Here is a 24,925-nt window from a genome sequence, read left to right as displayed (position 1 = left end):
AGCCGACGGTCGTGGAATCGGGCCCGAGCTCACAGCGGCAAAGCGCAGGCGAGCCCGGACATCGGCCCTTCCAACCCACGGGTCGACACCGCCGACACCGCGTAGCACCGCTCTGCCGAGGGATCGCCACCGGACGGCCAGGGCCAGTAATCGGGGGCGTCGACGACCCCGAGCCTGCCCGGCTCCAGCAGCCCCAAAGCATCGGCCGTGACAACTGCCAGCAGGTCGAACTGCCCGGTGGTCTTGCGCCGGTAGACCCGATAGTGCGCCACGGATGCCGACGCGGCCAGCGGGTCCCAGGTGACCTGGACCTCCGCGCTGCCACCTCCCGGTGTCGCCGTCAGCCCGGACGGGGCGGCAGGCGGTCGGCAGCACCAGGGGAGTCGTGTGAGTCGGCTCAACTGCGTCTTGAATCCGGACATGGGAGACCCTTCCTGTCGAACGGGGCTGCCGATGCCCGGGAACGGTCGTCGCAGACCCTGATTTCACTGTAGCCGCGCGTCAGGTTGACCGGTGATGAACGGATCGGAGCGTTTCCTGAAAAGGATTCGGGGCCGTCTCCCGACAGCCCCGTCCTCCCGCATGCCCCCGATCAGCCGAAGCGACCGGTGATGTAGTCCTCGGTGGCCTTCTGATCCGGGTTGTGGAAGATCTTCTCGGTCGAGCCGATCTCGATCAACTCGCCCGGCTTCCCGTGCTCCTTCAAGTTGAAGAACGCCGTCTGGTCCGACACCCGCGCCGCCTGCTGCATGTTGTGCGTCACGATCACGACCGTGTAGGTCTCCTTGAGTTCCTTGATCAGGTCCTCGATCGCCAGCGTCGAGATCGGGTCGAGCGCCGAGCACGGCTCGTCCATCAGCAGCACGTCAGGGGCGACCGCGATCGCCCGCGCGATGCACAGCCGCTGCTGCTGGCCGCCCGACAGGCCCGACCCGGGGCGGTCGAGGCGGTCCTTGACCTCGTTCCACAGGTTGGCGCCCTTGAGCGACTTCTCGACGATCTCGTCGCCCTCGGCGCGCGTGAGGCGCGCCTTGTTCAACCGGACGCCGGCGAGCACATTTTCCTTGATGCTCATCGTCGGGAACGGGTTGGGGCGCTGGAACACCATGCCGACGTGTCGGCGGACGCGCACCGGGTCGACGGCCTGGTCATACAGGTCGACGCCGTCGAGCAGCACACTGCCCTCGCAGTAGGCGCCGGGGATGACCTCGTGCATGCGGTTCAGCGACCGAAGCACCGTCGACTTGCCGCAGCCGGAGGAGCCGATGAACGCCGTAACCGAGCGGGGCTCGATCACCATGTTGACGTCCTTGACGGCATGGAACTTGCCGTAGTAGATGTTGAGATCCTTGATCTCGATGCGCTTGGACATTTGTTTCCTTCTCTACGGTCAGCGGCCGGCCTTGGGAGCGAACTTCCAGGCGATCAGGCGCCCGATCAGGTTCAGTCCCATGACGATGATGATGAGGGTCAGCGCGCCGGACCAGGCGCGGTCGATGTATGGCGTCGGGTCGGCACCCGGCGTCGTGTACTCGTAGTAGACGAACACCGGCAGCGTGGCCATTGGGTTGGCCAGCGGGTTCAGGTTCATCGAAGCGGTGATGCCGGCGGTGACTAGCAGCGGGGCCGTCTCACCGATGACGCGGGCGATGCCCAGCACCACGCCGGTGACGATGCCCGCGATCGACGTGGGCAGGACGATCTTCCAGATGGTGCGGTACTTCGGGACGCCGAGCGCGTACGAGGCCTCCCGCAGCTCATTGGGCACCAGGCGCAGCATCTCCTCGGTTGAGCGAACCACCGTCGGGATCATCAGCACCGAGAGAGCGGAAGCGCCTGAGAGACCGTTGTTGGTGCCAGGGCCCATGAGGATCGAGAAGATCGTGTACGCGAAGAGGCCAGCGACGATCGAGGGGATACCCGTCATGACATCGACAAGGAAGCGGATCAGGCGGGCCAGTGTCGCGGCCTTCCCGCTGCCGCCGTACTCAACGAGGAAGATGGCGGTCAGGATGCCGATCGGGACCGAGATCAGGGTGGCCAGGCCGGTGATGATCAGGGTGCCCCAGATCGCGTGGACGGCGCCGCCGCCCTCACCGACGATGTTGCGCATCGACGAGCCGAAGAACTCGCCGTCGAACCTCGCGATGCCTTTGCTCAGCGTGCCCCAGATCACCGAGACGAGGGGGAAGAGGGCCAGGATGAAGAAGGCGGTGACGATGTTGAGCGCCAGCCGGTCCTTGGCCTTCCTCGGCCCTTCGACGGAGGCCGACAGCGCATAGTTGCTGACAAGGTAGATCAGGGAGCCGAGTAGCACCCCCATCAGGCCGGTCGCGGATTCGAACAGCGCCAGGACCCCGAACGCGACGGCCATGGACGCAACCAGCATCGCGATCGAGGTGTACTTGGGCAGTTGCGCCGACGTCAGGATGTTGCGCGGTTTCTGCGCAGACGAGATCGTGCCATGCATCAGTTGGCTCCAGAGAACTCGGCGCGGCGTGCGACGATCGCGCGGGCGGCCATGTTGACGATGAGGGTGATCACGAACAGGACGAGACCGGATGCGATCAACTGGTTCCTGCCGAGGCCGAACGCCTCAGGGAACTGCAACGCGATGTTCGCGGCGATCGAGTTCGGGTTCGACGAGGTGAGCAGCTGAAAATGGAACCCGGCACCGGGGGACAGCACCATAGCCACGGCCATCGTCTCGCCGAGCGCCCGGCCCAGGCCGAGCATGCAGGCCGACACGAGGCCGGGGGTGCCGAACGGCAGGACGGCTTGGCGGATCATCTCCCAACGGGTCGCACCGAGCGCCAGTGACGCCTCCTCGTGGAGCCTCGGCGTCTGCAGGAACACCTCTCGGGTGACTGCCGTGATGATGGGCAGGCACATGACCGCCAGCACCAGAGCGACCGTCAGGATCGTGCGGCCGGTGCCGGAGACCTGCCCGCCGAAGATCAGGGAGAACACGGGCCAGGAGCCGACCGTCGAGTTCAACCAGCCGTAGATGGGCTGCACCATGGGCGCCAGCACGTTGATACCCCAGAGGCCGAAGACGACCGAAGGGACGGCGGCGAGCAGATCGATGATGTAGCCGAGTCCCTGCGCCAGACGGCGAGGGGCGAAGTGCGTGATGAACAGGGCGACACCGATCGCGACGGGTACCGCGAACAGCATGGCCAACGCGGCGGCCCACACGGTTCCGGCCGCGTAGGGAAACACCCAGCTCCAGAAGGGGCCGTAGGGCAGTTCGTCGCCCGGTGCCGTCAGCGCCGGGATGGACAGCCCGACAAGGAAGGTGGCCACCGCGGCGAGGATGATGAGGATCAGGGTGCCGGATCCGGTCGCGACGCCCTTGAAAAGGCTGTCTCCGAAACGGCGGCGATCACGAAGGAGCGAGGTCGGAGCCGATGACGGCTCATCTACTCTCGGCTCTCTGGTGTCGGTGGTCATGGGCAATTCTCCTGGGGCTGTCGGCGTTTCCCGACCCGCCACGACGCGCCCACCGGGTGGGGGGCGCGTCGCAGTGGGTCAGGAAGGGTGGGTCACTTGATCGAGTCGACCGCGGCGACGACCTTGTCACGGAGGGTTGCCGAGAGCGGAGCCGAACCGGCCGATGCGGCGGCGGCCTGCTGACCCTCCTCCGACACCACGTAGCTGAGGTAGGCGCTCACGAGCTCACCCTTAGCCGCGTCCTTGTACTCGCTGCACGCGATGCCGTAGGAGACGAGCACGATCGGGTAGCCCTCGGCCTGGCGGTCGAGCGCGATTGCGATGTCGTTGGCTTCGCGGCCCTCCTCCACGGGGGAGTTCTCGACGGCCGTGGCCGCGGCCTCTTCGGTCGGGGCCTCGAACTTGCCCTCGGGGCCGACCTTGGCGATGCTCGCGGTGCCGGCCTGTGAAGCATCGGCGTAGCCGATGGTGCCGGTGCCGTTGGTGACGGCGGCGACGACACCGGAGGTGCCCTTGGCGGCCTCACCCCCGGCGACGGGCCATTCCTGCGAAGGCTCGTCGGTCCACACGCCAGCCGCGGCGACGTGCAGGTAATCGGTGAAGTTCTCGGTCGTGCCGGACTCGTCCGAGCGGTGCACGGCGGTGATCGCGAGATCCGGCAGCGTCGCGTCGGGGTTGAGCGCGGCGATGGCCGGGTCGTTCCAGTTGGTGATGTCGCCATGGAAGATCCCGGCGAGGACCTCGGGGGTGAGGTTAAGGTCGGTGACGCCCTCGATGTTGAAGATGACCGCGATGGGCGAGACGTAGATCGGAACGTTGATCGCGGCCGACTCGGCGGCACATCCGACGAACGCACCGACGGTGTTCTCTTCGATCTTCAGCGCACGGTCCGAGCCGGCGAAGTCGGCGCCGCCGGCGATGAAGGCCTCGCGGCCGGCACCGGAGCCGTCGGGGGAGTAGTTGACGGTCACGCCCGGGTTGGCGGTCTGGAATGCGGCGACCCAGGTCTCCTGGGCGACCTTGGCGGACGAGGCGCCCTTGCCGGACAGCGTGCCTTCGAGGGTCGACGTCGGGGCGCTGGCCTCGGAGCTGCCGGTGGCGGTGTCGGCGGGGGTCTCGTTTGCCGCGCAGGCGGAGAACAGCAGCACGGCGGAGAGGCCGAGAGCGGCGGTAAGACGAATCTTCATTCGGTGGAAACCTTCCGAAACGGTTGGAGTGTGCCGGATTTCAGGCGGAACCCGGGCCGGGCTAACCGGCAACACATCGGACGGTATGCGCGGAAAGTAACGCGAACGGCCCCGTCGGGTTAACACAAGGTGAACGACTGACGAGTGTTGCCCCAGCAGATCCGGACACCAGCGATCACGCTCGTCACCAGCGATCACGCTCGTCACCAGCGACCAGCGTCCTGACGCCGTCACCTGAGATAACGCTGGTCACCAGCGAAGTACTGCTGGTGACGAGACATTGCGCTGGTATCGGGTGAAGATCGCTGGTGACGAGGGATATCCCTGGTGACGGGGAAGGCAGTTCAAAGGCTCGCAGCCGGGCCGCGGGTGTCGGTCTGGCCGTCTGGCGGTCGGGGCTGTGCATAGATCTCTGTATGTGTGGAGGCGGTCGGTATATGGGGCGGCCTCGACGTATAGAGAGATTTGTGCACGGGGTTGGGGCGGGGGCGAGGTTTGCTTGCCGGTTGCGGGGTGGTTTCGTCACGGGCGTTCGCAAGCTCACGGCCCGGCTCAACCAGCGCGGGGTCCGGCTCAACCAGCGCGGGGTCCGGTTCGACCAGCGCGGGGACCGGTCAGCCGACGCTCGGTCTGGCCGTCTGGCGGTCGGGGCTGTGCATAGATCTCTGTATGTGTGGAGGCGGTCGGTATGTGGGTCTGCCTCGACGCATACAGAGATTTGTGCACGGTCTGGGACTGGGCCGGGTCTTTGGGGTGGGGCAGTGGCCGATACTCGACCCCAGACACACCAGAATCGACCAATGGTCGATTTTCGGGGGACCGACCCGGGTCACGGCCCGGCTCAACCAGCGCGGCGTCCGGCTCAACCAGCGCGGGTATCCAGGCGACCGACCTCGCCTTCGACCTGACCAAAACCCGGACTGTCCACGCTTCCGGCGCGACGCCTCAGGCGGTTGGTTTGTGGACCTCGACGGCGGCCAGGTTGCCGTCCGCGTCGCGGTGGAGAACGATCGCCTCGCCGACCACCATGGCCCGTGGCTCGAGCCCGAGACCTTCGAACATCGCAGGGAGCACCGGCCGGTGGCCGCAGATCGCGGTAGGGACCGTGATGGACGACAGCAGTTGGGCGGTGTAGCGGCGCACATCCTTCGGGCGAACCGTCCCCTCCTCCTCCGTGAGCACGTCTTCGGTGCGGATGTCGATGCCTTGCTGGAGGGCGTAAGGCGTCAGCGTCTGGGCGCAGCGGGTCGACGACGACGAGATCAGGTCCTCGACGCCGTAAGCGCTCAGCAGCTGGCTGAGCACCTCGGCCTGACGGCGACCGCGGGCCGTCAGGCGACGCTCCTGGTCCGGCCCCGTCCAGTCCTTGCGGAGCATCGCCTTGCCGTGGCGCACGAGGATCAAGGGGATGGTCGGCGGCTTGAGGAGGGCCGCGGATAGCACCCGACGCTCGTCGGCGTACGTCAAGGTGCGCATTGCCTTCTCGATCGTCATCCAGCGGACGCGGTCAACCTCCGCATTGGGCTCGAACTCATGCGCCTCGACGACCTCGGCCCGCCAGTACTCGACCTTCTTCGGCCCCTTGGAGACCTGATACCGCATGGCGGGCAACCTCAACCCCAGCCGGACGAGGCAACCCGTCTCCTCAAGCACCTCGCGGATCGCGGTGTGCGGGGGGAGTTCATCGACCTTGCCTTTGCCTTTCGGCAACGTCCAGTCGTTGTAGCTGTGCCGGTGAATGGTCAGCACCTCTGCGCTCTGCTCGTCCTCGCCTCGCAGCACGACGGCGCCAGCAGCCCGGATCCTGATCGTCTTACTCATCGCGGTGCACGCCGGGCCGCGGTCTGCTGGATGAGCACGTCCTGCAGATCGGTGAGCGGCTCGCCGTCCTCATCAGTCGTGTGCGCCGTCCACGTGTCGTCGTGCAACTCCCAGTGGACCGTGCCAGGGGCGAACGCCTTGTCGAACAGGTCTTCGACCTGCTTGATGTGCGCCGGATTCGAAAGCGACACGATCGCCTCGACCCGGCGGTCGAGGTTGCGGTGCATCATGTCGGAGGAACCGATCCCGACGATGGGTGAGCCGCCGCCCGCGAACCAGAACACCCGGGAGTGTTCCAGGAACCGGCCGAGGATCGAGCGCACCCGGATGTTCTCGCTGAGGCTGGGGACCCCCGGGCGGATGGCGCAGATGCCGCGAACCCACATGTCGACGGGGACGCCCGCCTGCGAGGCCCGGTACAACGCGTCGATGATCGCCTCGTCGACCACGGAGTTCACCTTTATCCGGATGCCGGAAGGTTTGCCTGCGGCGTGGTTGGCGATCTCGGTGTCGATGTGTTCGAGCAGGCCCTTCCTGATGCCAAGCGGCGCGACCAGCAGACGGCGGTAGTGCGTCTCATGCGTCATGCCCGACAGGTGGTTGAACAGGCGTGCCACGTCGTCGGTGATGATGGGATTGGCGGTGAGGAGGCCCATGTCCTCATACATTCGGGCGGTCTTCGGGTTGTAGTTTCCGGTGCCGACATGCGCGTACCGGCGAAGCCCAGTGGCCTCTTCTCGGACGGCGAGGGCAAGCTTGCAGTGAGTCTTGAGGCCGAGCATCCCGTAGACGACGTGGACGCCCGACTTCTCCAGTTTCCGGGCCCACCCGATGTTGTTCTGCTCATCGAACCTGGCCTTGATCTCGACGATGGCCAGCACCTGCTTCCCGGCCTGCGCCGCCTCGATGAGGGCGTCGACGATGGGGGAGTCGCCGGACGTGCGGTAGAGGGTCTGCTTGATCGCCAGCACCGCCGGGTCGGCGGCGGCCTGCTCGATGAACCGCTGGACCGAGGTGGCGAACGAGTCGTACGGGTGCTGCACGAGCACATCGCGTTGCTTGAGCGCCTTGAACATGTCCGCGGGCCGCGCGCTCTCCACCTGCGCCAGATCAGGGTGGGTGATGGGCAGGAAGTTGGCGTACTTCAGGTCCTCGCGGCGGGTGTCGCCGAGGGTGAACAACCCGGTCAGGTCGAGGGGTGCGGGCAGCCGGAAGACCTCGTTTTCCGCGACGTCCAACTCCGACATCAACAGTTGCAGCAGTTCCTCGTTGATGTTCTCCTGTACCTCGAGGCGAACCGGCGGCCTGCCGACCTTGCTGCGCAGCAGTTCACGTTCCAGAGCGAACAGCAGGTTCTCGGCGTCGTCCTCCTCGACTTCGATGTCCTCGTTCCTGGTTACCCGGAAGGTCGTGTAGGACTGCACCTGCATGCCCGTGAACAGTTGGCCAAGGTGACGCGAGATGATCTCCTCCAGCGGAAGGAAGCGACCCTCGGCGAGTTTCACGAGGCGGGATAGCAGCGGTGGGACCTTGACGCGTGCGAACTGCTTGGCTCCTGTTGACGGGTTGCGCAGCATCACCGCGAGCGACAGCGAGAGCCCCGAGATGTAGGGGAAGGGATGCGAAGGGTCGACGGCAAGGGGCGTGAGAACCGGGAAGATCCGCTCAGCGAAGAACGCCCTCATCCGATCCTTCTCGGCGGCGGTCAGTTCGTCCCAACCCAGGATCTCGATTCCCTCGGCAGCCAGGGCCGGACGCACGTCGTCCTGGAAGACGCGCGACTGTTCCGTGACCAGTTCGGTGACACGCTCGAGGAGTTCGGTGTGGAGTTCGCCAGGCATCTTCCCAGCAGGGGTGGGCACCGCGACACCAGCGGCGATGCGGCGCTTGAGCCCTGCCACCCGGACCATGAAGAACTCGTCCAGGTTGGACGAGAAGATTGCGAGGAACTTCGCCCGCTCGATGAGGGGCACGCGGACACCGTCGCGCGCCTGGTCGAGGACCCTCTCGTTGAACGCGAGCCAGGACAACTCGCGGTCGAGATATCGATCCGCGGGAAGGGGAGGCACGCTCATGTTCAACCTTTCGTGGCGTGGAAACTGGTGTCGGTTTGGCTGACCGTGAACCCGCTCGCAAGGTACATCCGCACGGCTCGGATCTGGTCGGCCTCAACGTAGAGTTGTACCCGATCGTCCCCAGCGTAGACGAGATGGTCCAGCCCGCGCTCCAGTAGCACCCTGCCGATTCCCCGACCCTCGTGAGCCTTCGCGACAGCGATGACGTAAACCTCGCCGAGGCCGCCGCCGTGGCGCTTGGTCCAGTGGAAGCCTGCGACCTCATCGCCGCGTCTGGCGACCAGCAGCCCTTCCGGATCGAACCACGGCTGCGCCGTCAACTCGTCGAATTCGGCCAGTGTGAGTCGACCCTGTTCCGGGTGGTGTGCGAACGCGGCCGCGTTGAGGGCGACGACGGCCTCACGATCGGCAGGCGAGTAGCCGGTGATGCGATAGCCGTCCACGGTCGGTTCGGATGGCGCGCTGTCGAGTAGCGGCCGCTCCATCCTGAGTAGTTCGCGCACCGGTTCGAGGCCCAGCCGGGCCGCGAGCTCGCGGGAGCCGGGCAGCGTTCCGAAGGCCCACAAAGAGAAGTCGGGGTAGCTGCTGAGCGCCTCACTGAGCAGCATCGTCGCGTATCCCTTTCGCCGGTGCTCCGGGTGGACGCCAACCTGCAAGGTGCCGTCACGCTCGTCGCAGATCACAAAGCCGAACGGGTCGTCGCGTCGGCCCAGGAAGAAGAAGTCGGCCTCGCGGCTGCTATCGATTCCCAACGACCCCGATTCGTTGATGGGGGAGATGCCGTCATGCTCCTCGATGGCGGCGACCAGGCGACGCAGGGTCTCCTGCATCGTGCGGGTCAGCGGGGACAGGTTAACCAGCACGGTTTGACTCCCTTGAGCTTGCGAAACGGTAACCGACGTTGCGGACGGTGCCGATGTAACTGTCGTACTGGCCGAGCTTGGCCCGCAGCCGTCGGACGTGTACATCGACGGTGCGGGTGCCGCCGTAGTAGTCGTAGCCCCACACCTGGCTCACCAGCGTTTCCCGGGAAAGCACCCTCCCAGGATGCTGCATCAGATAGCGCAGCAACTCGAACTCGGTGTAGGTGAGGTCGAGAGGCTCCCCGTTGACCGAGGCCGAATAGGCCGCCCCATCTACCCGGATCGGTCCGGCGGTCAGCACATCTGGGTCGGTGCTGGAACGCGACAGAATCCGGATGCGGGCGTCGAGTTCGGCCGGCTCCGAACCCTCGGTGATGAAATCGGAGAATCCCCACTCGGGGGTGAGTACCGCAAGCCCGGTCGCGGCCACGATCAGCAGGATGGGGGTCTCACCCGATTGGGACAACGTGTGGCAGGCCGACCTGGCGGCGGCCAACTCGGTGCGGCCGTCGACGATGAGCACGTCTGCGGTCTCCGCCTCCAAGAGTGCCTGTGCCGCGGACGAAGCCCTTGCCACGGTGTGGCTCAGCAGTGCGAGTTCATCGGGGGGTTCGACCCCGGAGATGAAGATGACGGTACCCACCGGTGTCATTCCTCCTTCCGCAGGCTCTGCTCATCGTAACGCCCAGGCCATCCGGGGCAGGAGTCGCCATCCGCCCCGGACATGGCTTGTAGCATGAAGTGCATGGCGCCACGCGTTCCGGATGAGTACTTCCGGGTGCGCGCGGGCGAATCCGGTGATGTCGGGGAGACAGAGCCCCCGGACGAGCCGGTGGAAGCCCGCCCACCAGCTCCGACCTTCACGTTGCCGATGCGTGGAGGCGTCCCGCCGCGTCGCCTGGTGGTCGTCCTGCTGCTCGTCCTTGTGGCGGCCTTCATCCTGGGAAAGCTGGTGTTCAGACCTGCGGTACCGGATACCGAGCCGGTCATGTCCCCTTCCCCTGTCGCGACTTCGGGTGTCCAGGGCAATCTTGCGCCGTTCGACGGGTCGGTCAAGGCGGTCGAGGCCCTCGAAGCACATGGGGAGTGCCAGGGTAACGGGGGCCGGGAGGTGCCGTCCGCCCTCCTCGACGACGACCCGGCGACCTTCTGGCGATGCCCCGGCGACGGGAAAGGTGAATCCATCGTATTCATGTTCGACGACCCGACCACGCTCGTCGGGTTGCGGCTGATCAACGGGAACACCGTCTGGACGGGGCGATTCGCGGAGGAGCGTCGGATCCTGAGGATCCGATGGGAGTTCTCGGACGGTTCCTACTTCGTGCAGGGGCTGACGGTGAACAACCGTGGCTTCCAGGAGGTCCGATTCCCGGAGATCCAGACCCGCAGCGTCAACATGAGGATCGAGGACGCCACCGATCCCGGCGGGGAGAGTGACACCGTCGACGCGGTTTCGATCAGCTCGATCGAGTTCCTGGCCCCGGCGTGAGCAACCTACTCCCAGTTCAATGTGTCGATCAGGACGGTGATCGGCCCGTCGTTGACTGAGGCCACCGACATGTGTGCGCCGAAACGACCCCTCTCGACGCTGGCACCGAGCGCCTCGAGCTGGTTGCACAACTCCTCGACCAACGGCTCGCTGACGACCCCGGGCGCGGCCCGGCTCCACGACGGGCGGCGCCCCTTCTTCGTGGAGGCGTACAGCGTGAACTGACTCACAACGAGGATCGGGGCGTCGACATCGCTGGCCGAGAGTTCGCCGTCCAGGATGCGCAACCCCCAGATCTTCCGGGCAAGGGCGCCAGCTTCGGAGGCGGAATCCTCATGGCCGACCCCCGCAAGGATCAGTAGCCCGGGCCGGGGTAGTTCGGCGATCACCTCGCCGTCGACCTTCACGGAAGCTGACTCGACCCTGGTGACCACTGCGCGCATGCCCCCATTGTGGCGGCCTTCGTATACTGGCCGCCATGAGCGTCCTTGTCTGGGTGTTGATCATCGCGGCCGCGTTGACCAGTTTGTTGGCGATCATGGCGCTGGCCGCCGTGATGTGGACGCTGCTGAAGAACATGAGGAGCGGAAGTTGAACATCGACATTGAGGTCCCCGAGGGCCTGAACCCGAAGCTGACCGCCCTGGGGTGGCTCGTGGGGCGCTGGGAGGGCACCGGCAACGGCACCGACCACGAAGGCGTCGGGTTCGAGTTCGAGCAGCGCATCGAGTTCAACCACAACGGCGGCGAGTACCTCTATTACGCGTCCCAGACGTTCCTGTTGGGAGAGGACGGTGCCGAGACCGAGCCGTTCGGCATGGAGACCGGATTCTGGCACCCGAAGGCAGACGCGTCGATCGAGGTGATGCTGGCGAACTCGGACGGCTGGACCGAACTGCTGGTGGGTCAGATCCAGGTGACCCGCATCGATCTCCGCACCGACGCCGTCGTGCGCGCCGAAGGCGCCCAGGTGTCCCACTCGGCCGGGCAACGGCTCTACGGGAAGGTCGACGGCGACCTGATGTACGCGCTCGACCGCGCAACCGCCGAGCACGACCTCAGGCCCCATCTGTGGGCACGTCTGAAGCGCGCCTGATGCCGGTCGTCATCGAGGAGGGCCTCGACGCCGGGCTGGCCTGGCACTACGGCAACCCCGTCAGCGAGGCGCGGGCGCTGGAGTCGGGCGAGGGCGTCGTCGACCTCCATAACCGGGAGATCGTCGAGATCACCGGGGTCGACCGGCTGGCCTGGCTCCATTCTCTGACGACGCAGCACCTCGAATCCCTGCGGCCCGGGGAGGCGACGTCCGCGCTGATCCTGTCGCCGACCGGTCACATCGAGCACGTGCTCTACGGCGTCGACGACGGCACCAGCTTCCTGGCCTGGACCGAGCCGGGGCACGCCGACGCGCTCGTCGGGTTCCTCGAATCCATGCGGTTCGCGATGCGGGTCGAGGTCGCGCGCAGGACCGACCTGGCACTTGCCTGGGTCGGCCATCGGGTGGCCGTCCCGGACGGCTGGCGGGTGCGCGACAGCGAACTCGGCGGTACCGAGGCCTTCCTCCCCGTCGGCGAACAGCTCGTCGGCACCGTCGGGACCTGGGCGTTCGACGCGATGCGGATCGCGGCCGGGGTTCCGCGCATGTTCGTCGACACCGACTTCAAGACGATCCCCAACGAGATCGGCCTTGTCGCCACGCACCTGAACAAGGGTTGCTACCGCGGGCAGGAGACGGTCGCCCGCGTACACACCCTCGGGCGGCCGCCGCGCAGGCTGGTGCAGCTGCACCTGGACGGTTCAATGTCGCAGCTGCCCGAGGTGGGTGCGGCCATCGAGTTGAACGGGCGCAAGGTGGGATTCGTCGGGTCGTCGGGCCGCCATCACGAACTCGGCCCAATGGCGCTTGGCCTGGTGAAACGGAGCGTTCCGGTCGAAGCGGAACTGCTTATCGGCGACATCGCGGCCGCCCAGGAAACCCTGGTCGACCCGGATGTCGGGCTGCACGTCAGGCCCGTGCTGGGCTGAGCGTCGGCCCGTCCCGGTGCTGGTGGGCGGTTCGGCTGGAGCGTTCCTCCATGGGCCGGCCGTCCATTGATCGGGACCGCCTGGAAAACTGGTCGCCGATCGGGAAGGATCGGTGGCATGGCTCAAATCGCATTCAAGGGAAACACTGTCCATTCAGTCGGCGAACTGCCCGCCGTCGGCTCCACAGCCCCCGACTTCGAGGTCGTCGGCACCGACCTGGCCCCGATCTCATCGGGCGACTTCGCTGGCCAGAAACTGGTGCTCAACATTTTCCCGTCGGTCGACACGGGGGTGTGCGCGATGAGCGTGCGCACATTCAACGAGAAGGCCGCCGGTCTCGAGGGCACGTCAGTGCTGTGCGTGTCGCGCGATCTCCCGTTCGCACTCAACCGCTTCTGCGGCGCGGAGGGCATCGAGAACGTGGTGGTCTCCTCTGATTTCCGGACGAACTTCGGCGAGACCTTCGGCGTCACGATGACCGACGGCCCGCTAGCCGGTCTGCTCTCACGCTCGGTCGTTGTGATCGACGCCGACGGCAAGGTCGTCTACACCGAGCAGGTGCCGGAGATCACGACCGAGCCCGACTACGACGCGGCGCTGGCTGCCATCGGCTGAGGTTCGCCTGGGCGCTCACGGGATCATCTGGTGCGGCGGAGGTAGGTCGCTCGCGGGTGTCTTGGGAGTTCTGGAGGGGTCGGCGCCATGCCGACCCCTTCTGCGTTCAGGGGAGAGTGATGAGGGTGCTCATGGCGTCCAGGAGTGGACGCAGGTCGTTGTTGATCACGCGCTGCGAGTTTGCAGACTCGCTGATCCCTTCGCGTTGGGCGATGGCGGCGTTGTCCAGGCCTGCCCACATGCCTCCGAGGGTGTTGACGGCGCCGTCGCGGAGTCGCGCGAAGTGGGCGTCGATCAGTCGGACCAGGGCGTCGGCCTGTGGCGTTGCCTCGGCGCGTTCGTCGCGGATCGCGGTGCGGGCGCTGCCGTGCCCTTTCACATCGGCGAAGGCATGGACCCAGTCGATCGCCTCACGGGCGAGCCACCAGGCCGAACCGTCCTGGATCCGGAGCTCGGGGTCGACGGTGCGCACTTGGCCGCCCCCGATCCCGAAACGCACGTCCCACTCCGGGGCGAGGGAGAACCTGAGGGTAAAGGATGCGGCGAGCGCGTCGCCGAGCGTCGCGTAGACCCCTTGAAGTTCATCGCCGACGGTTGGGCGGAGTTGGTCGACGCTCGAGACGCGGTCGTTGACCGTAGCTGCGGCTTCTATGACTGCATCGTGGAGGCGTGTCCGGTCGGCCGTCCGCGAAGCCACGAGGTCGGCGAGTAGGGCGACCATTGGGGACGAAGTGGGCATGTGAAGATACTAGCTTCATTTGGACTCAATGAAGCTAGTAACTTAAGTCAGCGCGTTTGCGGTTTGGCTGTCGATTGAGCCGCCCGCCCGTCGGTTGAGCCGCGCCGCGCCGGTTGAGCCGGGCCGTGAGGAACGAGCGGCCCGTGACGAAACCATCGCGACCTTGTGCGGGGAGTCCCCCAACGATGTTGTGGTCGGGATTCTGCGCCGTGTGCCAGCGGGTAACGCCTATGTCCCGTTCGTTCCTCACGAGGCGGCGCGCCCGGTGCGTGGCGGTGTCCGTCTTGTCGGCCTCGACGTGTAGCGTCTCGGTGGTGCTCGACCTTCTATTCAGGATGCTCATCCTGGCCGCAGGCGCCGTCTTGGCGGTCTGGGGGAACCCTGCGATCAGACTCATCCTGCGTCGCATCGACGACTCAGGCCAGGGTCCCCATGACGAGATCGAGCTTGCCCGGGAGAATCTCGGGCTCGTCAGGGCTCAGGCCGATCTTCCAGGCGGGCGCTGGGTAGGTGTCTTCGAACGGCTTGCGGTCTATGTTTGCATCGTCGGCGGCTTCCCGGCAGGCATTGCGATGGTGCTGGCCGTCAAGGGGCTGGGTCGCTACGCGGAGCTGGCGACCAGCGAACCGTCGTCACGCAAGGGCGAACTCTTCATCATCGGGACCTTCGCCTCGCTGTTGTGGGCTGGGCTGTGGGCAGGTGCCGCGTACTGGGGGGTCCGTGCGTGGTAGCGGATCTTCCGATTGAAGTGGAGGCCGAGCTCCTGCGCCGCTGGCGTGAACCACACCGTCGCTATCACGGCGAGAGCCACCTCCGTCACGGCCTGGGCGTGCTCGCGTTCCTGGGAGCCGGGCGACCGGAGCGGGTGGCGTTCTGGTTCCACGACGCCGTTCACCGATCCTCATCGCCCTCAGACGAGGAGGCCTCGGCGCTGCTCGCAGGCTCCCTGCTCGACGGCGTCTTCCCGGCCTCTGAACGTGAGGAGGTGATTCGCCTCGTGCTCGTGACAATCGACCACGACCCGGGGCCCGATGATCTGGCCGGCGGGAGGATCAGTGACGCCGACCTGGCCGCGCTGGCCTCCCCCTGGGGCGCTTACCTGGCCAATGCGCAAAGGGTGCGCTCCGAGTCGCCGGGCCTCGACGGGGCCGCTTGGCAAGCCCGCCGGCTGGACTTCATCGATCGTCTCGTTGGGCGTGCGGCCATCTTCCGCACGCCCAAGGGGGTGGCCCTCTGGGAAGCCGCGGCCCGGCGCAACCTGGCGCTCGAGCGCGACACCATCACGAATCGGCCAGGATCTGGTACATCCGGCGCCTGAGCGCCTCAACCTCCGCCGTGGCTTTGGTTACCGCGTCCTGATTTCCGGACTGGACGACGGCGCCGATGGCCTGGCCAAGCTGGTGGAAGCTGTGCATCAGATCGTGCGCCACACCAGCGTCTTCATCCGTCGGCAGCTCCCACGGGGCGGGGCGGTCCGCGGCCGCTTCAGCCTCGGCCTTTCCTGCTTCCGTGATCTCGAAGGTCTTGCCGCTGGGCGCCTCCGTCGCCCGGATCAGTCCCTCGTCCTCGAGCTGGTTGAGGGCCGGGTAGACGGCCCCCGGGCTCGGCTTCCAGCGACCCCCGGTGCGGGTGTCGAGTTCCTGGATGATCTGGTAGCCGTTGCGGGGCTCCTCTGCGATCAGCAGTAGCGTCGCCAGCCGGACGTCGCCGCGGCGGGCCCGGCGCCCACCGCCGCGCCCCGGGCCGAAGCCAGGGCCGAAGCCGGGTCCAAAGCCCGGACCAAAGCCCGGGCCGGGTGGGAACCCTGGGCCCCTGGGACGCCGTGATCGCCCGCCCCGTCCGCCGCCCGCCTCCTCGAACGCGCTCTGATGTAGGTGATGGTGGTGCTGGCCCTCTGGTGGGCAGTCTCTGTTGAAGTTCCTCATGGTTTTTCCTCCGATCAGGCGGCTTCCACTTGAAGCCGACACCTCAAGGATAAACAGAGCATCGCGATCTGTCAACGATATATCGCGAACCAATCGTTAAGACGTGGTCGAGGCTCCCTGTGATGGGCCCCGCGGTAGGAAATGAAGAAGCGCGCCGAACGGGTCGGCGCGCTTCTCACAGGGTGTCGGGTTACGCGACCACGTCGCCCTTCACGACCTCCTCATCGGCGCTCTGATCCTTCTTAGCGAAGCGGTCAAGCAGGGCCGACAGGTCGAAGCCGGTGGTGTCGGAGACCAACTGGAGCGTCTGCATGACGTTGTCGGTGACCTGGCGGGGCAGGGCGCCCGCGCCGTCGGTCGAGACCACCGTCAGCTTCTCGATGTTGCCCATCGGCGCAGCCACCTTCTCGGCCACCGCGGGTAGTACCTCGATGAGCATCTGCAGGATGGCAGCGTCGTTGTAGTGCTGGAACGCTTCGGCGCGCTTGTCCATCGCCTCGGCCTCGGCCTGGCCGACCGCGAGCACCGCTGCGGCCTTCGCCTCGCCTTCCGCGCGAACCGCGTCGGCCTCGGCGACTCGGCGTGCCTTCTCGGCCTCGCCTCGCCTGGCGCCTTCGATGGCCTCTACCTCGGCGAGCGCAGATCGACGGGACTTCTCACCGACACCGGTCAGTCGAGCCTTCTCCGCCTCCGCTTCCGCGTTGGCGATGGAGGAAGCCTTGCGGGCCTCGGCTTCGAAGATGGCAGCGTTGCGCTGCGCCTCCGCGCCGGTCTCGACGCGGTAGCGCTCGGCGTCGGCGGGGCGCCGCACTTCGGTATCGAGCTGGCGCTCCTTCAGCGCTGCCTGCGCGACAGCGACCTTCTCCTGCTCCTGCAGGATCGCCTGGTCGCGGTCGGCCTGTGCCAGCGGGCCTGCGGAGGCGGCGGTTGCGCGGGCGGCGTCGGTCTCGGCCTGGATCTCCGCCTGCTTGAGGACCAGCGCCCGCTGGGCGATGGCGATCTCCTGCTCGGCGGCGATCTGGGCCTGTTCGGCCTCACGACGTGCCTCGGCCTCGGCGACGGCGGCCATCCGGCCGAGCTTGGCCGACTCGGGGCGGCCGAGATCGTTCAGGTAGGTGCCGTCGTCGGTGATGTCCTGGATCTGGAAGGTGTCGAGAACGAGCCCCTGCCCGGTGAGGGAAGACTCGGACTCGTCTGTGACGCGCTGCGCGAACGCCGCGCGGTCGCGGATGATCTGCTCAACCGTCAGCGAGCCGACGATCGAACGCAGCGACCCGGCGAGTGTTTCCTGCGTGAATGGTTCGATCTCGTCCTGCTGTGAGAGGAAGCGCTGCGCGGCGGCGCGGATCGAGTCCTCGTTACCGCCGACCTTAACGATCGCGACGCCGTCAACGTTGAGTTTGATGCCTTGGCCGGAGACGGCGTTGCGGATGGTCACCATGATCCGGCGCGACGACAGGTCGAGCACGTGGAGGCGTTGGATGAACGGCACGACGAACACGCCTCCGCCCATCACGACCTTCTGGCCGCTGAGGTCCGTGGAGACCAGCCCCGTCTCCGGATTTCGGACCTCCTTGCCTTTCCGGCCGGTGATCAGGAACGCCTCGCTGGGTTTGGCGACCTTGTAGCGGCTGGCGATCAGCAGCCCCACTAGGAGGAGGAGAACCAACAGGCCGATGATGGCCGTTGCTATCGGGTTGAGTTCGGGCATGACTGCCTTTCCAATCTTCGAGTTAAGGGGTGAGTTCTGGGGTGGTGGGTGTGACCTCGACGGCGGTGGGGGACAGGATCGATGAGACCCAGACTTCCTGCCCGGTGTCGACCGGTAGCGCCGACCTGGCGCTGAACTTTCGGACGTGCCCGCCGACCGAGATGCGGATCTCGCCGTAGCCGCCCGCGGGGATCGAGGTGATCACGAAACCGGAATGGCCGATCATCGAATCGGACCGGAAGCTCGCCGCGCTCTCGCCCTGCTTGAGTGACTTGGTCAGGGCGACGGCGCCCCAGGCCGCCAGCCCTCCTACGACCGCCCCGACCACGACGGCGAAGGCCGTGTTGTCTATCAGCGAGAGTCCGATTGCGCCTCCGAAGCCGAATGCTCCGATGAAGGCGGCGATGCTGGAGAACGAGAAGAGGTCTCCGCCGAGGACGTCGAGGTGGAAGAGCCCGTCGAGCAGATCGCCGACGATCAGGGCTATGAGAACCAGTAGGACGCCGACGCCTCCGATGATGAGAAACAGGGTCACTGCCCTTCGTCCTTCCCCTCGGTTTCCATCCAGACTAGCGAAGGGCGGGACCAGGGTGGGTCCCCGAGGAGGAGCGATCCACCGTGGATGGGCCCGCCTGGGCGTCGTTAGTATGTGAGTCAGGCCCTCGTAGCCCAACGGCAGAGGCAGGCGGCTTAAACCCGCCAAAGTGCGGGTTCGAATCCCGTCGGGGGCACGGGTTACGCTGAAGGCGTCGCTAGCAGAGGCCTGACCGGAAGAGGTGGGACGTGTCCCAACGCGCAATCGTGCGGATCGTCACGGCTGTGGCGCTCATCGGGCTGACCGGATGTGCCTGGCTCGAGCCGCCCTTGGAACCGGCCGTCACGGACGGGGTCGTCTCCGGGCAGGGCGGTAGCGAATCTTCCTTCGACCGGGCGGCAGTTTCTGGCGCGGCCGGTGAAACCCGCACTTGCAGGTCGGGGCAGACCGTGGTGTCGAACGCGGACGACGGGGTCAGGCTCGAAGGCGACTGCAGCAGCGTCCGGGTGTCAGGAGACATGAGTATCGTGACGGCGGATCACATCGGAACCCTGGTGGTCGAGGGCTACGGGCATGTCGTCCTGACCGGCAGCGTCGACTCCGTCACCCTCACCGCCGATGCGTACGGCAGCGTCGTGGAATGGGAGACCGGCGACCCTGAGGTCGCCAACTACGCAGCCGATTCCGTGGCCAGGCTAGCCAGTCGCTGACGGCGGTTCTGCTGTCGCAGAAGGCACTTCCCTCCGGCTGCCGTATTCTTCGCTCCGACGTACCACAGACCGCCGTCGACAGGAGCAACCGCATGGATCCGTCACGCTCACCATGGCCGGGATTCCTTTCGATGATCATCGGGTTCTTCATGATCCTCGTCGACTCCACGATCGTGACCATCGCGATCCCGCACATCATGGCGGCGCTCAACGCAGACATCAACCAGGTGATCTGGGTGACGAGTGCGTATCTTCTGGCGTACGCGGTGCCGCTGCTCATCACGGGTCGGCTGGGGGACCGGTTCGGGCAAAAGCCCGTGTTCCTGATCGGCCTGATCATCTTCACCGCCTCGTCGTTGTGGTGTGGCCTGGCCGGCACCATCGGGATGTTGATCCTCGCCCGGGTGGCGCAAGGTCTCGGAGCCGCCCTGATGGCGCCACAGACGATGGCCGTGATCATGCGCACCTTCCCTCCGGAGCGCCGCGGCGCCCCGATGGGGTTGTGGGGCAGCGTCGCAGGGTTGGCGATGCTGGTAGGCCCACTGCTCGGCGGCTTTCTCGTCGACGCCGTCGGGTGGGAGTGGATCTTCTTCATCAACGTGCCGATCGGGATCGTCGGGGTCGTGCTGGTCGCCGTCAACGTCCCGAGGCTTGAAACCCACACGCATTCGTTCGACATCGTCGGGGTGCTGCTCAGCGCGGTCGCTCTGTTCCTCATCGTGTTCGGCATCCAGGAAGGCGAAACCTACGACTGGGGAAGCATGCCGGTCGGGGTGGCGGGTGTGACAGTCCCGGTCCCGATCCCGGCGATGATCGCGGCAGGGGTTGTGGCGATGGGGGTGTTCGTCTGGTGGCAGGGTGCCACCAGGAGTGAGCCCCTGGTGCCCCTCGAGTTGTTCAGGGACCGCAACTACGTGCTCTCCAACGCGGCGATCTCGGTGATGGGCCTCGTCGCAGCCGCCATGAACATCCCGCTCTTCCTCTACGTGCAGTCGGCGAGGGGATTGACCCCGAGCCAGTCGGCATTCCTGATGATGCCGATGGCGATCGCAGCCGGGCTGCTCTCGCCCATTGCCGGACGATTCCTCCAGAACCGCGACGCGCGACCCTGGATCGCGGGTGGCCTCTTCGGGATGGCTGGCGCGGTGGCGTGGTACGGGCTGTGGATGGAGCCGTCGCGCAGCCCGTGGTGGCTGTTGCTGCCGAGCCTGGCGGTCGGCGTCAGCAGTTCGTTCATCTGGGGACCGCTAGCGTTGGTGGCAACCAGAAACCTGCCGCGCAACCTTGCCGGGGCCGGCTCCGGTGTCTACAACACCACACGCCAGGTCGGGTCGGTGCTGGGGTCTGCAGCGATCGCAGCCATGATGTCGGCCCGGCTGTCGGCGGAACTGGGGCCGGGGGCAGACGCACAGGGACAAGGAGGGGGCGGGCTTCCACCCCAGGCGGTTGAGGGCTTCTCGGCCGCCATGAGCCAATCGATGTTCCTGCCCGCCGCGCTCCTGCTGCCCGGCGTCGTCGCCGTCGCGTTCATGCGGGCGCCAGGGAGATGACCTCGCCGAGCGTCGGAACGACGGCGAGGCAACCGACCTCCCGTCGGACGTCCGAGGCGAATGCGGTCGACACCTTCAACTCGCCGTGAACCGTGAACACGATCTCGGGTGGCGGGGTGAGCGCCTTCAACCAGTCGATGAGATCCGACCGGTCACCGTGGACGGAGAACTCGTCGTCGCGCACGATCTCGGCTTTGACGGCGATGTAGCGGCCGTTGATCTTGACGGCAGGGGCGCCCTCGGCGATCGCCCTGCCTCGGGTGCCCTCGGCCTGATAGCCCGTGAGGATCAAGGTGTTGACGGGATCGGGGAGCAATCGTCTCAGGTGATAGAGCACCCGACCACCCTCAAGCATCCCGGAGGACGAGATGATGATCATCGGGTCGGTCCGGTTGTTCAGCTTCTTGGATTCCACACGCTCCCTCGTCTCCAGGAGGTTGAGGTCGGTGAAGTCGCCGACCGAGACCCCGGGGCGGAGTTCCTCAGGCGTGTTGCGGTAGATATCCAGGGCCCTGAGCGACATCGGTCCGTCCACGGCCACGGGGACAGCCGGGATCAGGCCATCACGTCTCAGCTGGACCAGGGCCTGCAGCACGAGTTCCGTGCGGTCGATCGCGAACGCGGGGATCAGCACCTGACCGCCGCGGCTGACCGTCCGGCAGATGGCGTCGGCCAGGTCTGCATGGGGCTGCGCCGGTTCCGGGTGCAACCGATCGCCGTAGGTCGACTCGCACAAGACAATGTCTGCACCCTGTGGGATCTCGCGGTCACGCAGGATGGGGTGGGTGTGACGACCGACGTCGCCGGAGAACAGCACGCTGCGGTTGCCGAACTCAACCCGGATGCTGGCGGCTCCCAGGATGTGGGCCGAGTGGGTCCAAGTGGCCCAGGCGACGCCGTCAATGTCGATGTTGGTGTCCCAGTCGACCGCTCGCAGGAGAGGCAGCGTGTCCTCCACGTCGGCCATCGTGTACAGCGCTTCCGGCGACTTGTGCTTCGACCAGCCACCATCTCGGGCCTCCTCGGCCGCCTGTTCCTGCAGCTTGGCCGAATCCCGCAGCACGATCTCGGTGAGGCCGATCGTCGGTGGAGTCGCCCAGATCGGGCCTCGGAAACCGCGCCTGACCAGTGCCGGTAGGTAGGCCGAGTGGTCGGCGTGGGCATGGGTCAGCAGGATCGAATCGATCCTTGCAGGGTCGACTCTGAACTTGTCCCGGTTCAGGTTGCGCAGCTTCTTCTCTCCCTGGAACAGGCCCGCGTCGACGAGGATCAGTTTGTCTTCGATGCTCAGCAGGAACTTCGAACCGGTGACAGTACCTGCGGCGCCGAGGAACGTGAGAGTGGGATCGGCCATAACTGATCGTCGCATGGCGTCGACGCCACTGCTGGGGGTTCGGTCATCCAGGCCCATCCGGTTGCCAGAGCCCGTTCGGGGGAGCCGCTACCATGGATTGCAGAAGCCTCCCGGCGAGACTTGAGAAGAGAGCAGACTCAGATGGCAAACCCGATCATCGGTCGCCCCGACGCCTTCACGCGTCACAGCACCCCAACCCAGCCCGGCCCGCAGGGGTTCGGCCAGCAGGGGCAGGGCAACGACCCATACCGACAGTTCCCCACGCAGCAGCAGAACTACAGCCCCTACCAGCAGCCGGTGGCCACCGGGGCGGTGATGACGCTTGACGACGTGATCGCCAAGACGGCCATCACGCTCGGCACGGTGGCGCTCTTCGCGGTCGCCGCGTTCATGCTGGTTCCGCTCAGCATGCTGACCCCGACCCTCATCGCCTCCGGGATCGTCGGACTGGTCACCGTGTTCATGGTGGCGGGTCGTGCGAAGCTGCCGGTGGGTGGTGTGATGTTCTACGCCGCCGTCGAGGGCATCTTCGTCGGTGCCTTCTCGAAGTTCTTCGAGTACATGTGGCCCGGCATCGTCGTCTCGGCGGTGCTCGCGACCTTCGTGACCGCAGGCGTGACTCTGGCCGCGTACAAGTTCTTCAACATCCGGGTCACCGCCAAGTTCCGCAAGACCGTCGCGATCGCGACGATCTCGCTCGCAGGCGTGCTGCTGGTCAACTTCGTTTTCGCCCTGTTCGGCGTCAACACGGGAATCCGTGACGCCGGCGGCAATGTGAGCATGCTGGCGATCGGCATCTCGATCGTCGCGGTCGTGCTAGCGGTACTGAACCTGATCACCGACTTCGACTCGGTCGAGCGCGGCATCGCGGCCCAGGCCCCTGCGCAGGAATCGTGGCGCGCCGCCTTCGGCATCACGATCACCATGGTGTGGCTCTACACGGAGATCCTGCGCATCCTCAGCTACTTCAGGAACTAGCGTTCTTGGCCCGTCGCACCTCGAGGTGCATCGAGGCTAACGCGACAGTTTCCGGGCGTACTGCGCGAGCAGGGTCCGGGAACTGTTGGTCCAGTGCAGCGAGCGCCAGGTTCGCACCGGCACCCAGTCGGCCCCTTGCGTCGATCCACCGACATCGTGGACGACAGGGTCGCTGGGTGTCTTACATGTTGCGGCGTAGATGATCCGCAGCGCATGGAAGTCCTCGAGGCGACCGGCCAGGGACCGGCCGATCCAATGCTCGGACTCCAGCGACAGCACCCGGTCCAGGACGACCTCCTGCCCGGACTCTTCAAACACCTCACGCAGCACCGCGTCAGACGGCGCCTCGCCCGGGTCGACCCCGCCGCCGGGCAGGGCCCACGTGCCGGGCGCGAGGGTGGCTGAGGAGTTCACAGTGCCGAGGATGCCGCGCTCCGAAAGCACCAGGGCGTAGGCGCCGATGCGTTGGAAGGTCCGGGGCTGCTCGGAGGTGGGGGCGACATAGACGGCGTGCCGTTCGGGTGGACGGTGATCGGCGGCCACCACCTCGCGGACTAGCCAGGTGAAAACGATGTCGCCGTCGATGATCGTTGCCGCCAGGGGGCGAACGGGAATGAATCCTTCATCGAACAACGTGATACGCGGATGCTGTCCGTGGGCTACCGGGAAACTTGCCACCGGCGCGCCCAGAGGATGGGTGACACCGATGACGCGCATTGGACAAGCTTAGCCGGTGGGCTTTGGCGGCATCGGACGGCTTTGAAGGCAATCTGACCGCCGACGTCCCTGCGCGGCTAGTGTGTGGAAATGCCCGGAAGGGCACCGGCGAGGTCAGGGGGAGTCATGGAGTACCGCGACAACGTGCAACTCGATCAGTCCCGGGTCCGCTACGGAGGCGGAGGCGGGGGCGGCGGTCGTGGGCGCCTGGCGGTGGGTGGCGGTGTCGGCGGGCTTGTGCTCCTGCTGCTGGTGGTGTTCCTGGGCGGAGACGTCGGAAGCCTCCTGGGCGACGGCGGCAACCAGGCCCAGCAGGTCGCCAGCCAGCCCGATTGTGACAACACCAGCGATCTCGGCGAGCGGCCCGAATGTCGATGGACGGTCTATGAGAATGCGCTGACGACCTTCTGGGAGGGCGAATTCGCATCCGGCTTCGAGCCGCCCGCAGGGATGATGATCTTCACTGGCCAGGTTGACACGGCCTGCGGCACCGGAACCTCGGAGATGGGGCCGTTCTACTGCCCGGGGGACACGACGATCTATCTGGATTCGGAGTTCACCGCCCGACTCCTCGCGCAACTCGGCACAGAACGAAGCGACGTGGCCGAGTTGTACGTCGTCGGCCACGAGTACGGCCATCACGTCTCCAACCTGACGGGGCAGATGACGAAGGCGCGCCAGAGCGGCAACGACACAGGACCCAAGTCGGCCCAGGTGCGCCTGGAACTGCAGGCCGACTGCTACGCGGGGGTGTTCTTCGCGAACACGATCAAGGACCCGACCTCACCGATCGAGTCGGTCACGCAGGACGATCTGGACCGGATCGTCGCCGCGGCGCGCGCCGTCGGCGACGACCACATCCAGCAGCAGTCGAGCGGACGCGTCGTGCCGGAGAGTTGGACCCACGGGTCGTCCCAGATGAGGCAGTACTGGACGGCCACAGGCTTCCAGAGCGGCGATCCGAACAGTTGCGACACCTTCTCCACCGACGAACTGGGCGGTTGAGCCGGGGTGCGCGTCGGTTGAGTCTGTCGCTCCGCGCGGGAACGACGGGTTGCGTGTCGGTTGAGCCGGGTTGCGTGTCGGTTGAGCCGGGCCGTGAGGTACGAGCGGCCCGTGACGAAACCATCGTGACCTTGCCCGGGGACTTTCCCAAGGACCTGTGGTCAGGATGCTGCA

The 24,925-nt window shown here is 66.4% G+C and carries 26 protein-coding genes and 1 tRNA gene; 11 read left to right on the top strand and 16 right to left on the bottom strand.

The genetic code is table 11. From position 1 onward, the window contains the following. Positions 1 to 29: 29 nt before the first annotated feature. The 9 genes from BUC15_RS05720 to BUC15_RS05680 form a co-directional block, all read right to left on the bottom strand. A complete protein-coding gene (locus BUC15_RS05720) occupies positions 30 to 422 on the bottom strand; it encodes a hypothetical protein (RefSeq protein ID WP_073186576.1) in 393 nt (130 codons plus the stop codon). Positions 423 to 592: 170 nt separating this feature from the next. Further along, positions 593 to 1,372, bottom strand: coding sequence for a phosphate ABC transporter ATP-binding protein PstB (gene pstB / locus BUC15_RS05715; RefSeq protein WP_073186575.1), 780 nt, complete (start codon positions 1,370 to 1,372; stop codon positions 593 to 595). Positions 1,373 to 1,390: 18 nt separating this feature from the next. Further along, positions 1,391 to 2,470 carry a phosphate ABC transporter permease PstA gene (pstA, locus tag BUC15_RS05710; RefSeq protein WP_073186574.1) on the bottom strand — a complete coding sequence of 360 codons (1,080 nt, stop codon included), beginning with the start codon at positions 2,468 to 2,470 and terminating at the stop codon, positions 1,391 to 1,393. After that, positions 2,470 to 3,453, bottom strand: a complete 984-nt coding sequence (pstC, locus tag BUC15_RS05705; RefSeq protein WP_073186573.1) for a phosphate ABC transporter permease subunit PstC — start codon at positions 3,451 to 3,453, stop codon at positions 2,470 to 2,472. The genes pstA and pstC overlap by 1 nt, the downstream gene beginning before the upstream one ends. Before the next feature lie 92 nt (positions 3,454 to 3,545). Then, entirely contained in the window at positions 3,546 to 4,640 is a 1,095-nt protein-coding gene (pstS, locus tag BUC15_RS05700) for a phosphate ABC transporter substrate-binding protein PstS (protein WP_073186572.1), read from the bottom strand. Between the two features lie 945 nt (positions 4,641 to 5,585). Continuing rightward, positions 5,586 to 6,461, bottom strand: coding sequence for an NUDIX hydrolase (locus BUC15_RS05695; RefSeq protein ID WP_073186571.1), 876 nt, complete (start codon positions 6,459 to 6,461; stop codon positions 5,586 to 5,588). Then, the gene (locus BUC15_RS05690; RefSeq protein ID WP_073186570.1) at positions 6,458 to 8,536 is read right to left on the bottom strand and encodes an RNA degradosome polyphosphate kinase; all 2,079 of its coding nucleotides are present in this window, start codon (positions 8,534 to 8,536) and stop codon (positions 6,458 to 6,460) included. The genes BUC15_RS05695 and BUC15_RS05690 overlap by 4 nt, the downstream gene beginning before the upstream one ends. Before the next feature lie 2 nt (positions 8,537 to 8,538). Next, complete coding sequence (mshD, locus tag BUC15_RS05685; RefSeq protein WP_175558254.1) at positions 8,539 to 9,399, bottom strand: mycothiol synthase; 861 nt, start codon at positions 9,397 to 9,399, stop codon at positions 8,539 to 8,541. Then, positions 9,389 to 10,051 (bottom strand): winged helix-turn-helix transcriptional regulator, encoded by a 663-nt coding sequence (locus BUC15_RS05680; RefSeq protein ID WP_073186569.1) that lies wholly within the window; start codon positions 10,049 to 10,051, stop codon positions 9,389 to 9,391. The genes mshD and BUC15_RS05680 overlap by 11 nt, the downstream gene beginning before the upstream one ends. A 93-nt stretch (positions 10,052 to 10,144) precedes the next feature. On the opposite strand from BUC15_RS05680, the gene BUC15_RS05675 reads away from it, so the two are divergent. Beyond that, the gene (locus BUC15_RS05675) at positions 10,145 to 10,888 is read left to right on the top strand and encodes an NADase-type glycan-binding domain-containing protein (RefSeq protein WP_139280103.1); all 744 of its coding nucleotides are present in this window, start codon (positions 10,145 to 10,147) and stop codon (positions 10,886 to 10,888) included. Between the two features lie 5 nt (positions 10,889 to 10,893). On the opposite strand, the gene dtd is transcribed toward BUC15_RS05675, so the two are convergent. Beyond that, the gene (gene dtd / locus BUC15_RS05670) at positions 10,894 to 11,331 is read right to left on the bottom strand and encodes a D-aminoacyl-tRNA deacylase (protein WP_073186567.1); all 438 of its coding nucleotides are present in this window, start codon (positions 11,329 to 11,331) and stop codon (positions 10,894 to 10,896) included. A 148-nt stretch (positions 11,332 to 11,479) separates the two neighbouring features. On the opposite strand from dtd, the gene BUC15_RS05665 reads away from it, so the two are divergent. The 3 genes from BUC15_RS05665 (at position 11,480) to tpx (ending at position 13,527) form a co-directional block, all read left to right on the top strand. After that, positions 11,480 to 11,983 (top strand): heme-binding beta-barrel domain-containing protein, encoded by a 504-nt coding sequence (locus tag BUC15_RS05665; protein WP_245787904.1) that lies wholly within the window; start codon positions 11,480 to 11,482, stop codon positions 11,981 to 11,983. Then, on the top strand, positions 11,983 to 12,912 hold the full coding sequence (gene ygfZ / locus BUC15_RS05660) for a CAF17-like 4Fe-4S cluster assembly/insertion protein YgfZ (RefSeq protein WP_073186566.1): 930 nt from the start codon (positions 11,983 to 11,985) through the stop codon (positions 12,910 to 12,912). The genes BUC15_RS05665 and ygfZ overlap by 1 nt, the downstream gene beginning before the upstream one ends. 117 nt (positions 12,913 to 13,029) lie before the next feature. Beyond that, positions 13,030 to 13,527: a thiol peroxidase gene (tpx, locus tag BUC15_RS05655; protein ID WP_073186565.1), complete on the top strand. Its 498-nt coding sequence runs from the start codon at positions 13,030 to 13,032 to the stop codon at positions 13,525 to 13,527. 106 nt (positions 13,528 to 13,633) lie between these two features. Here tpx and BUC15_RS05650 read toward each other — a convergent pair whose 3' ends face one another. After that, positions 13,634 to 14,266 (bottom strand): SatD family protein, encoded by a 633-nt coding sequence (locus BUC15_RS05650; protein WP_084189387.1) that lies wholly within the window; start codon positions 14,264 to 14,266, stop codon positions 13,634 to 13,636. 314 nt (positions 14,267 to 14,580) lie between these two features. Here BUC15_RS05650 and BUC15_RS05645 point away from each other — a divergent pair, with 314 nt between their 5' ends. Then, the gene (locus BUC15_RS05645) at positions 14,581 to 14,997 is read left to right on the top strand and encodes a hypothetical protein (protein WP_217652123.1); all 417 of its coding nucleotides are present in this window, start codon (positions 14,581 to 14,583) and stop codon (positions 14,995 to 14,997) included. Continuing rightward, positions 14,991 to 15,584 carry an HD domain-containing protein gene (locus BUC15_RS05640; protein WP_139280102.1) on the top strand — a complete coding sequence of 198 codons (594 nt, stop codon included), beginning with the start codon at positions 14,991 to 14,993 and terminating at the stop codon, positions 15,582 to 15,584. The genes BUC15_RS05645 and BUC15_RS05640 overlap by 7 nt, the downstream gene beginning before the upstream one ends. Here BUC15_RS05640 and BUC15_RS05635 read toward each other — a convergent pair. From BUC15_RS05635 to BUC15_RS05625, 3 genes are all read right to left on the bottom strand, one after another. Then, positions 15,547 to 16,191, bottom strand: a complete 645-nt coding sequence (locus tag BUC15_RS05635; RefSeq protein WP_073186562.1) for a PadR family transcriptional regulator — start codon at positions 16,189 to 16,191, stop codon at positions 15,547 to 15,549. The genes BUC15_RS05640 and BUC15_RS05635 overlap by 38 nt on opposite strands. Before the next feature lie 190 nt (positions 16,192 to 16,381). Next, a complete protein-coding gene (locus tag BUC15_RS05630) occupies positions 16,382 to 17,902 on the bottom strand; it encodes a flotillin family protein (protein WP_073186561.1) in 1,521 nt (506 codons plus the stop codon). A 22-nt stretch (positions 17,903 to 17,924) separates the two neighbouring features. Further along, a complete protein-coding gene (locus BUC15_RS05625; RefSeq protein ID WP_073186560.1) occupies positions 17,925 to 18,437 on the bottom strand; it encodes a hypothetical protein in 513 nt (170 codons plus the stop codon). Between the two features lie 123 nt (positions 18,438 to 18,560). On the opposite strand from BUC15_RS05625, the gene BUC15_RS05620 reads away from it, so the two are divergent. The 3 genes from BUC15_RS05620 (at position 18,561) to BUC15_RS05610 (ending at position 20,697) form a co-directional block, all read left to right on the top strand. Continuing rightward, positions 18,561 to 18,633, top strand: a tRNA-Leu gene (locus BUC15_RS05620). 52 nt (positions 18,634 to 18,685) lie between these two features. Beyond that, positions 18,686 to 19,147 carry a DUF3060 domain-containing protein gene (locus BUC15_RS05615; RefSeq protein WP_073186559.1) on the top strand — a complete coding sequence of 154 codons (462 nt, stop codon included), beginning with the start codon at positions 18,686 to 18,688 and terminating at the stop codon, positions 19,145 to 19,147. A 92-nt stretch (positions 19,148 to 19,239) separates the two neighbouring features. Next, a complete protein-coding gene (locus BUC15_RS05610) occupies positions 19,240 to 20,697 on the top strand; it encodes a DHA2 family efflux MFS transporter permease subunit (protein ID WP_073186558.1) in 1,458 nt (485 codons plus the stop codon). Here BUC15_RS05610 and BUC15_RS05605 read toward each other — a convergent pair. Next, the gene (locus tag BUC15_RS05605) at positions 20,675 to 22,066 is read right to left on the bottom strand and encodes an MBL fold metallo-hydrolase RNA specificity domain-containing protein (RefSeq protein WP_245787903.1); all 1,392 of its coding nucleotides are present in this window, start codon (positions 22,064 to 22,066) and stop codon (positions 20,675 to 20,677) included. The genes BUC15_RS05610 and BUC15_RS05605 overlap by 23 nt on opposite strands. Positions 22,067 to 22,192: 126 nt before the next feature. Here BUC15_RS05605 and BUC15_RS05600 point away from each other — a divergent pair, with 126 nt between their 5' ends. Beyond that, positions 22,193 to 23,029, top strand: a complete 837-nt coding sequence (locus BUC15_RS05600) for a Bax inhibitor-1/YccA family protein (RefSeq protein WP_073186556.1) — start codon at positions 22,193 to 22,195, stop codon at positions 23,027 to 23,029. A gap of 36 nt (positions 23,030 to 23,065) precedes the next feature. Here the strand turns inward: BUC15_RS05600 and BUC15_RS19000 are convergent, their stop codons facing one another. Then, positions 23,066 to 23,746, bottom strand: a complete 681-nt coding sequence (locus tag BUC15_RS19000; protein ID WP_084189386.1) for an NUDIX hydrolase — start codon at positions 23,744 to 23,746, stop codon at positions 23,066 to 23,068. 126 nt (positions 23,747 to 23,872) lie between these two features. On the opposite strand from BUC15_RS19000, the gene ypfJ reads away from it, so the two are divergent. After that, a complete protein-coding gene (gene ypfJ / locus BUC15_RS05590; RefSeq protein ID WP_073186555.1) occupies positions 23,873 to 24,751 on the top strand; it encodes a KPN_02809 family neutral zinc metallopeptidase in 879 nt (292 codons plus the stop codon). Positions 24,752 to 24,925: the final 174 nt, after the last annotated feature.

Origin of the sequence: Tessaracoccus bendigoensis DSM 12906, from assembly GCF_900141915.1 — a bacterium.
Classification (GTDB): Bacteria; Actinomycetota; Actinomycetes; order Propionibacteriales; family Propionibacteriaceae; genus Arachnia; species Arachnia bendigoensis.
The sequence above is the reverse complement of the archived record's forward strand: the minus strand, read 5'-3'. Positions and strand labels throughout refer to the sequence as shown.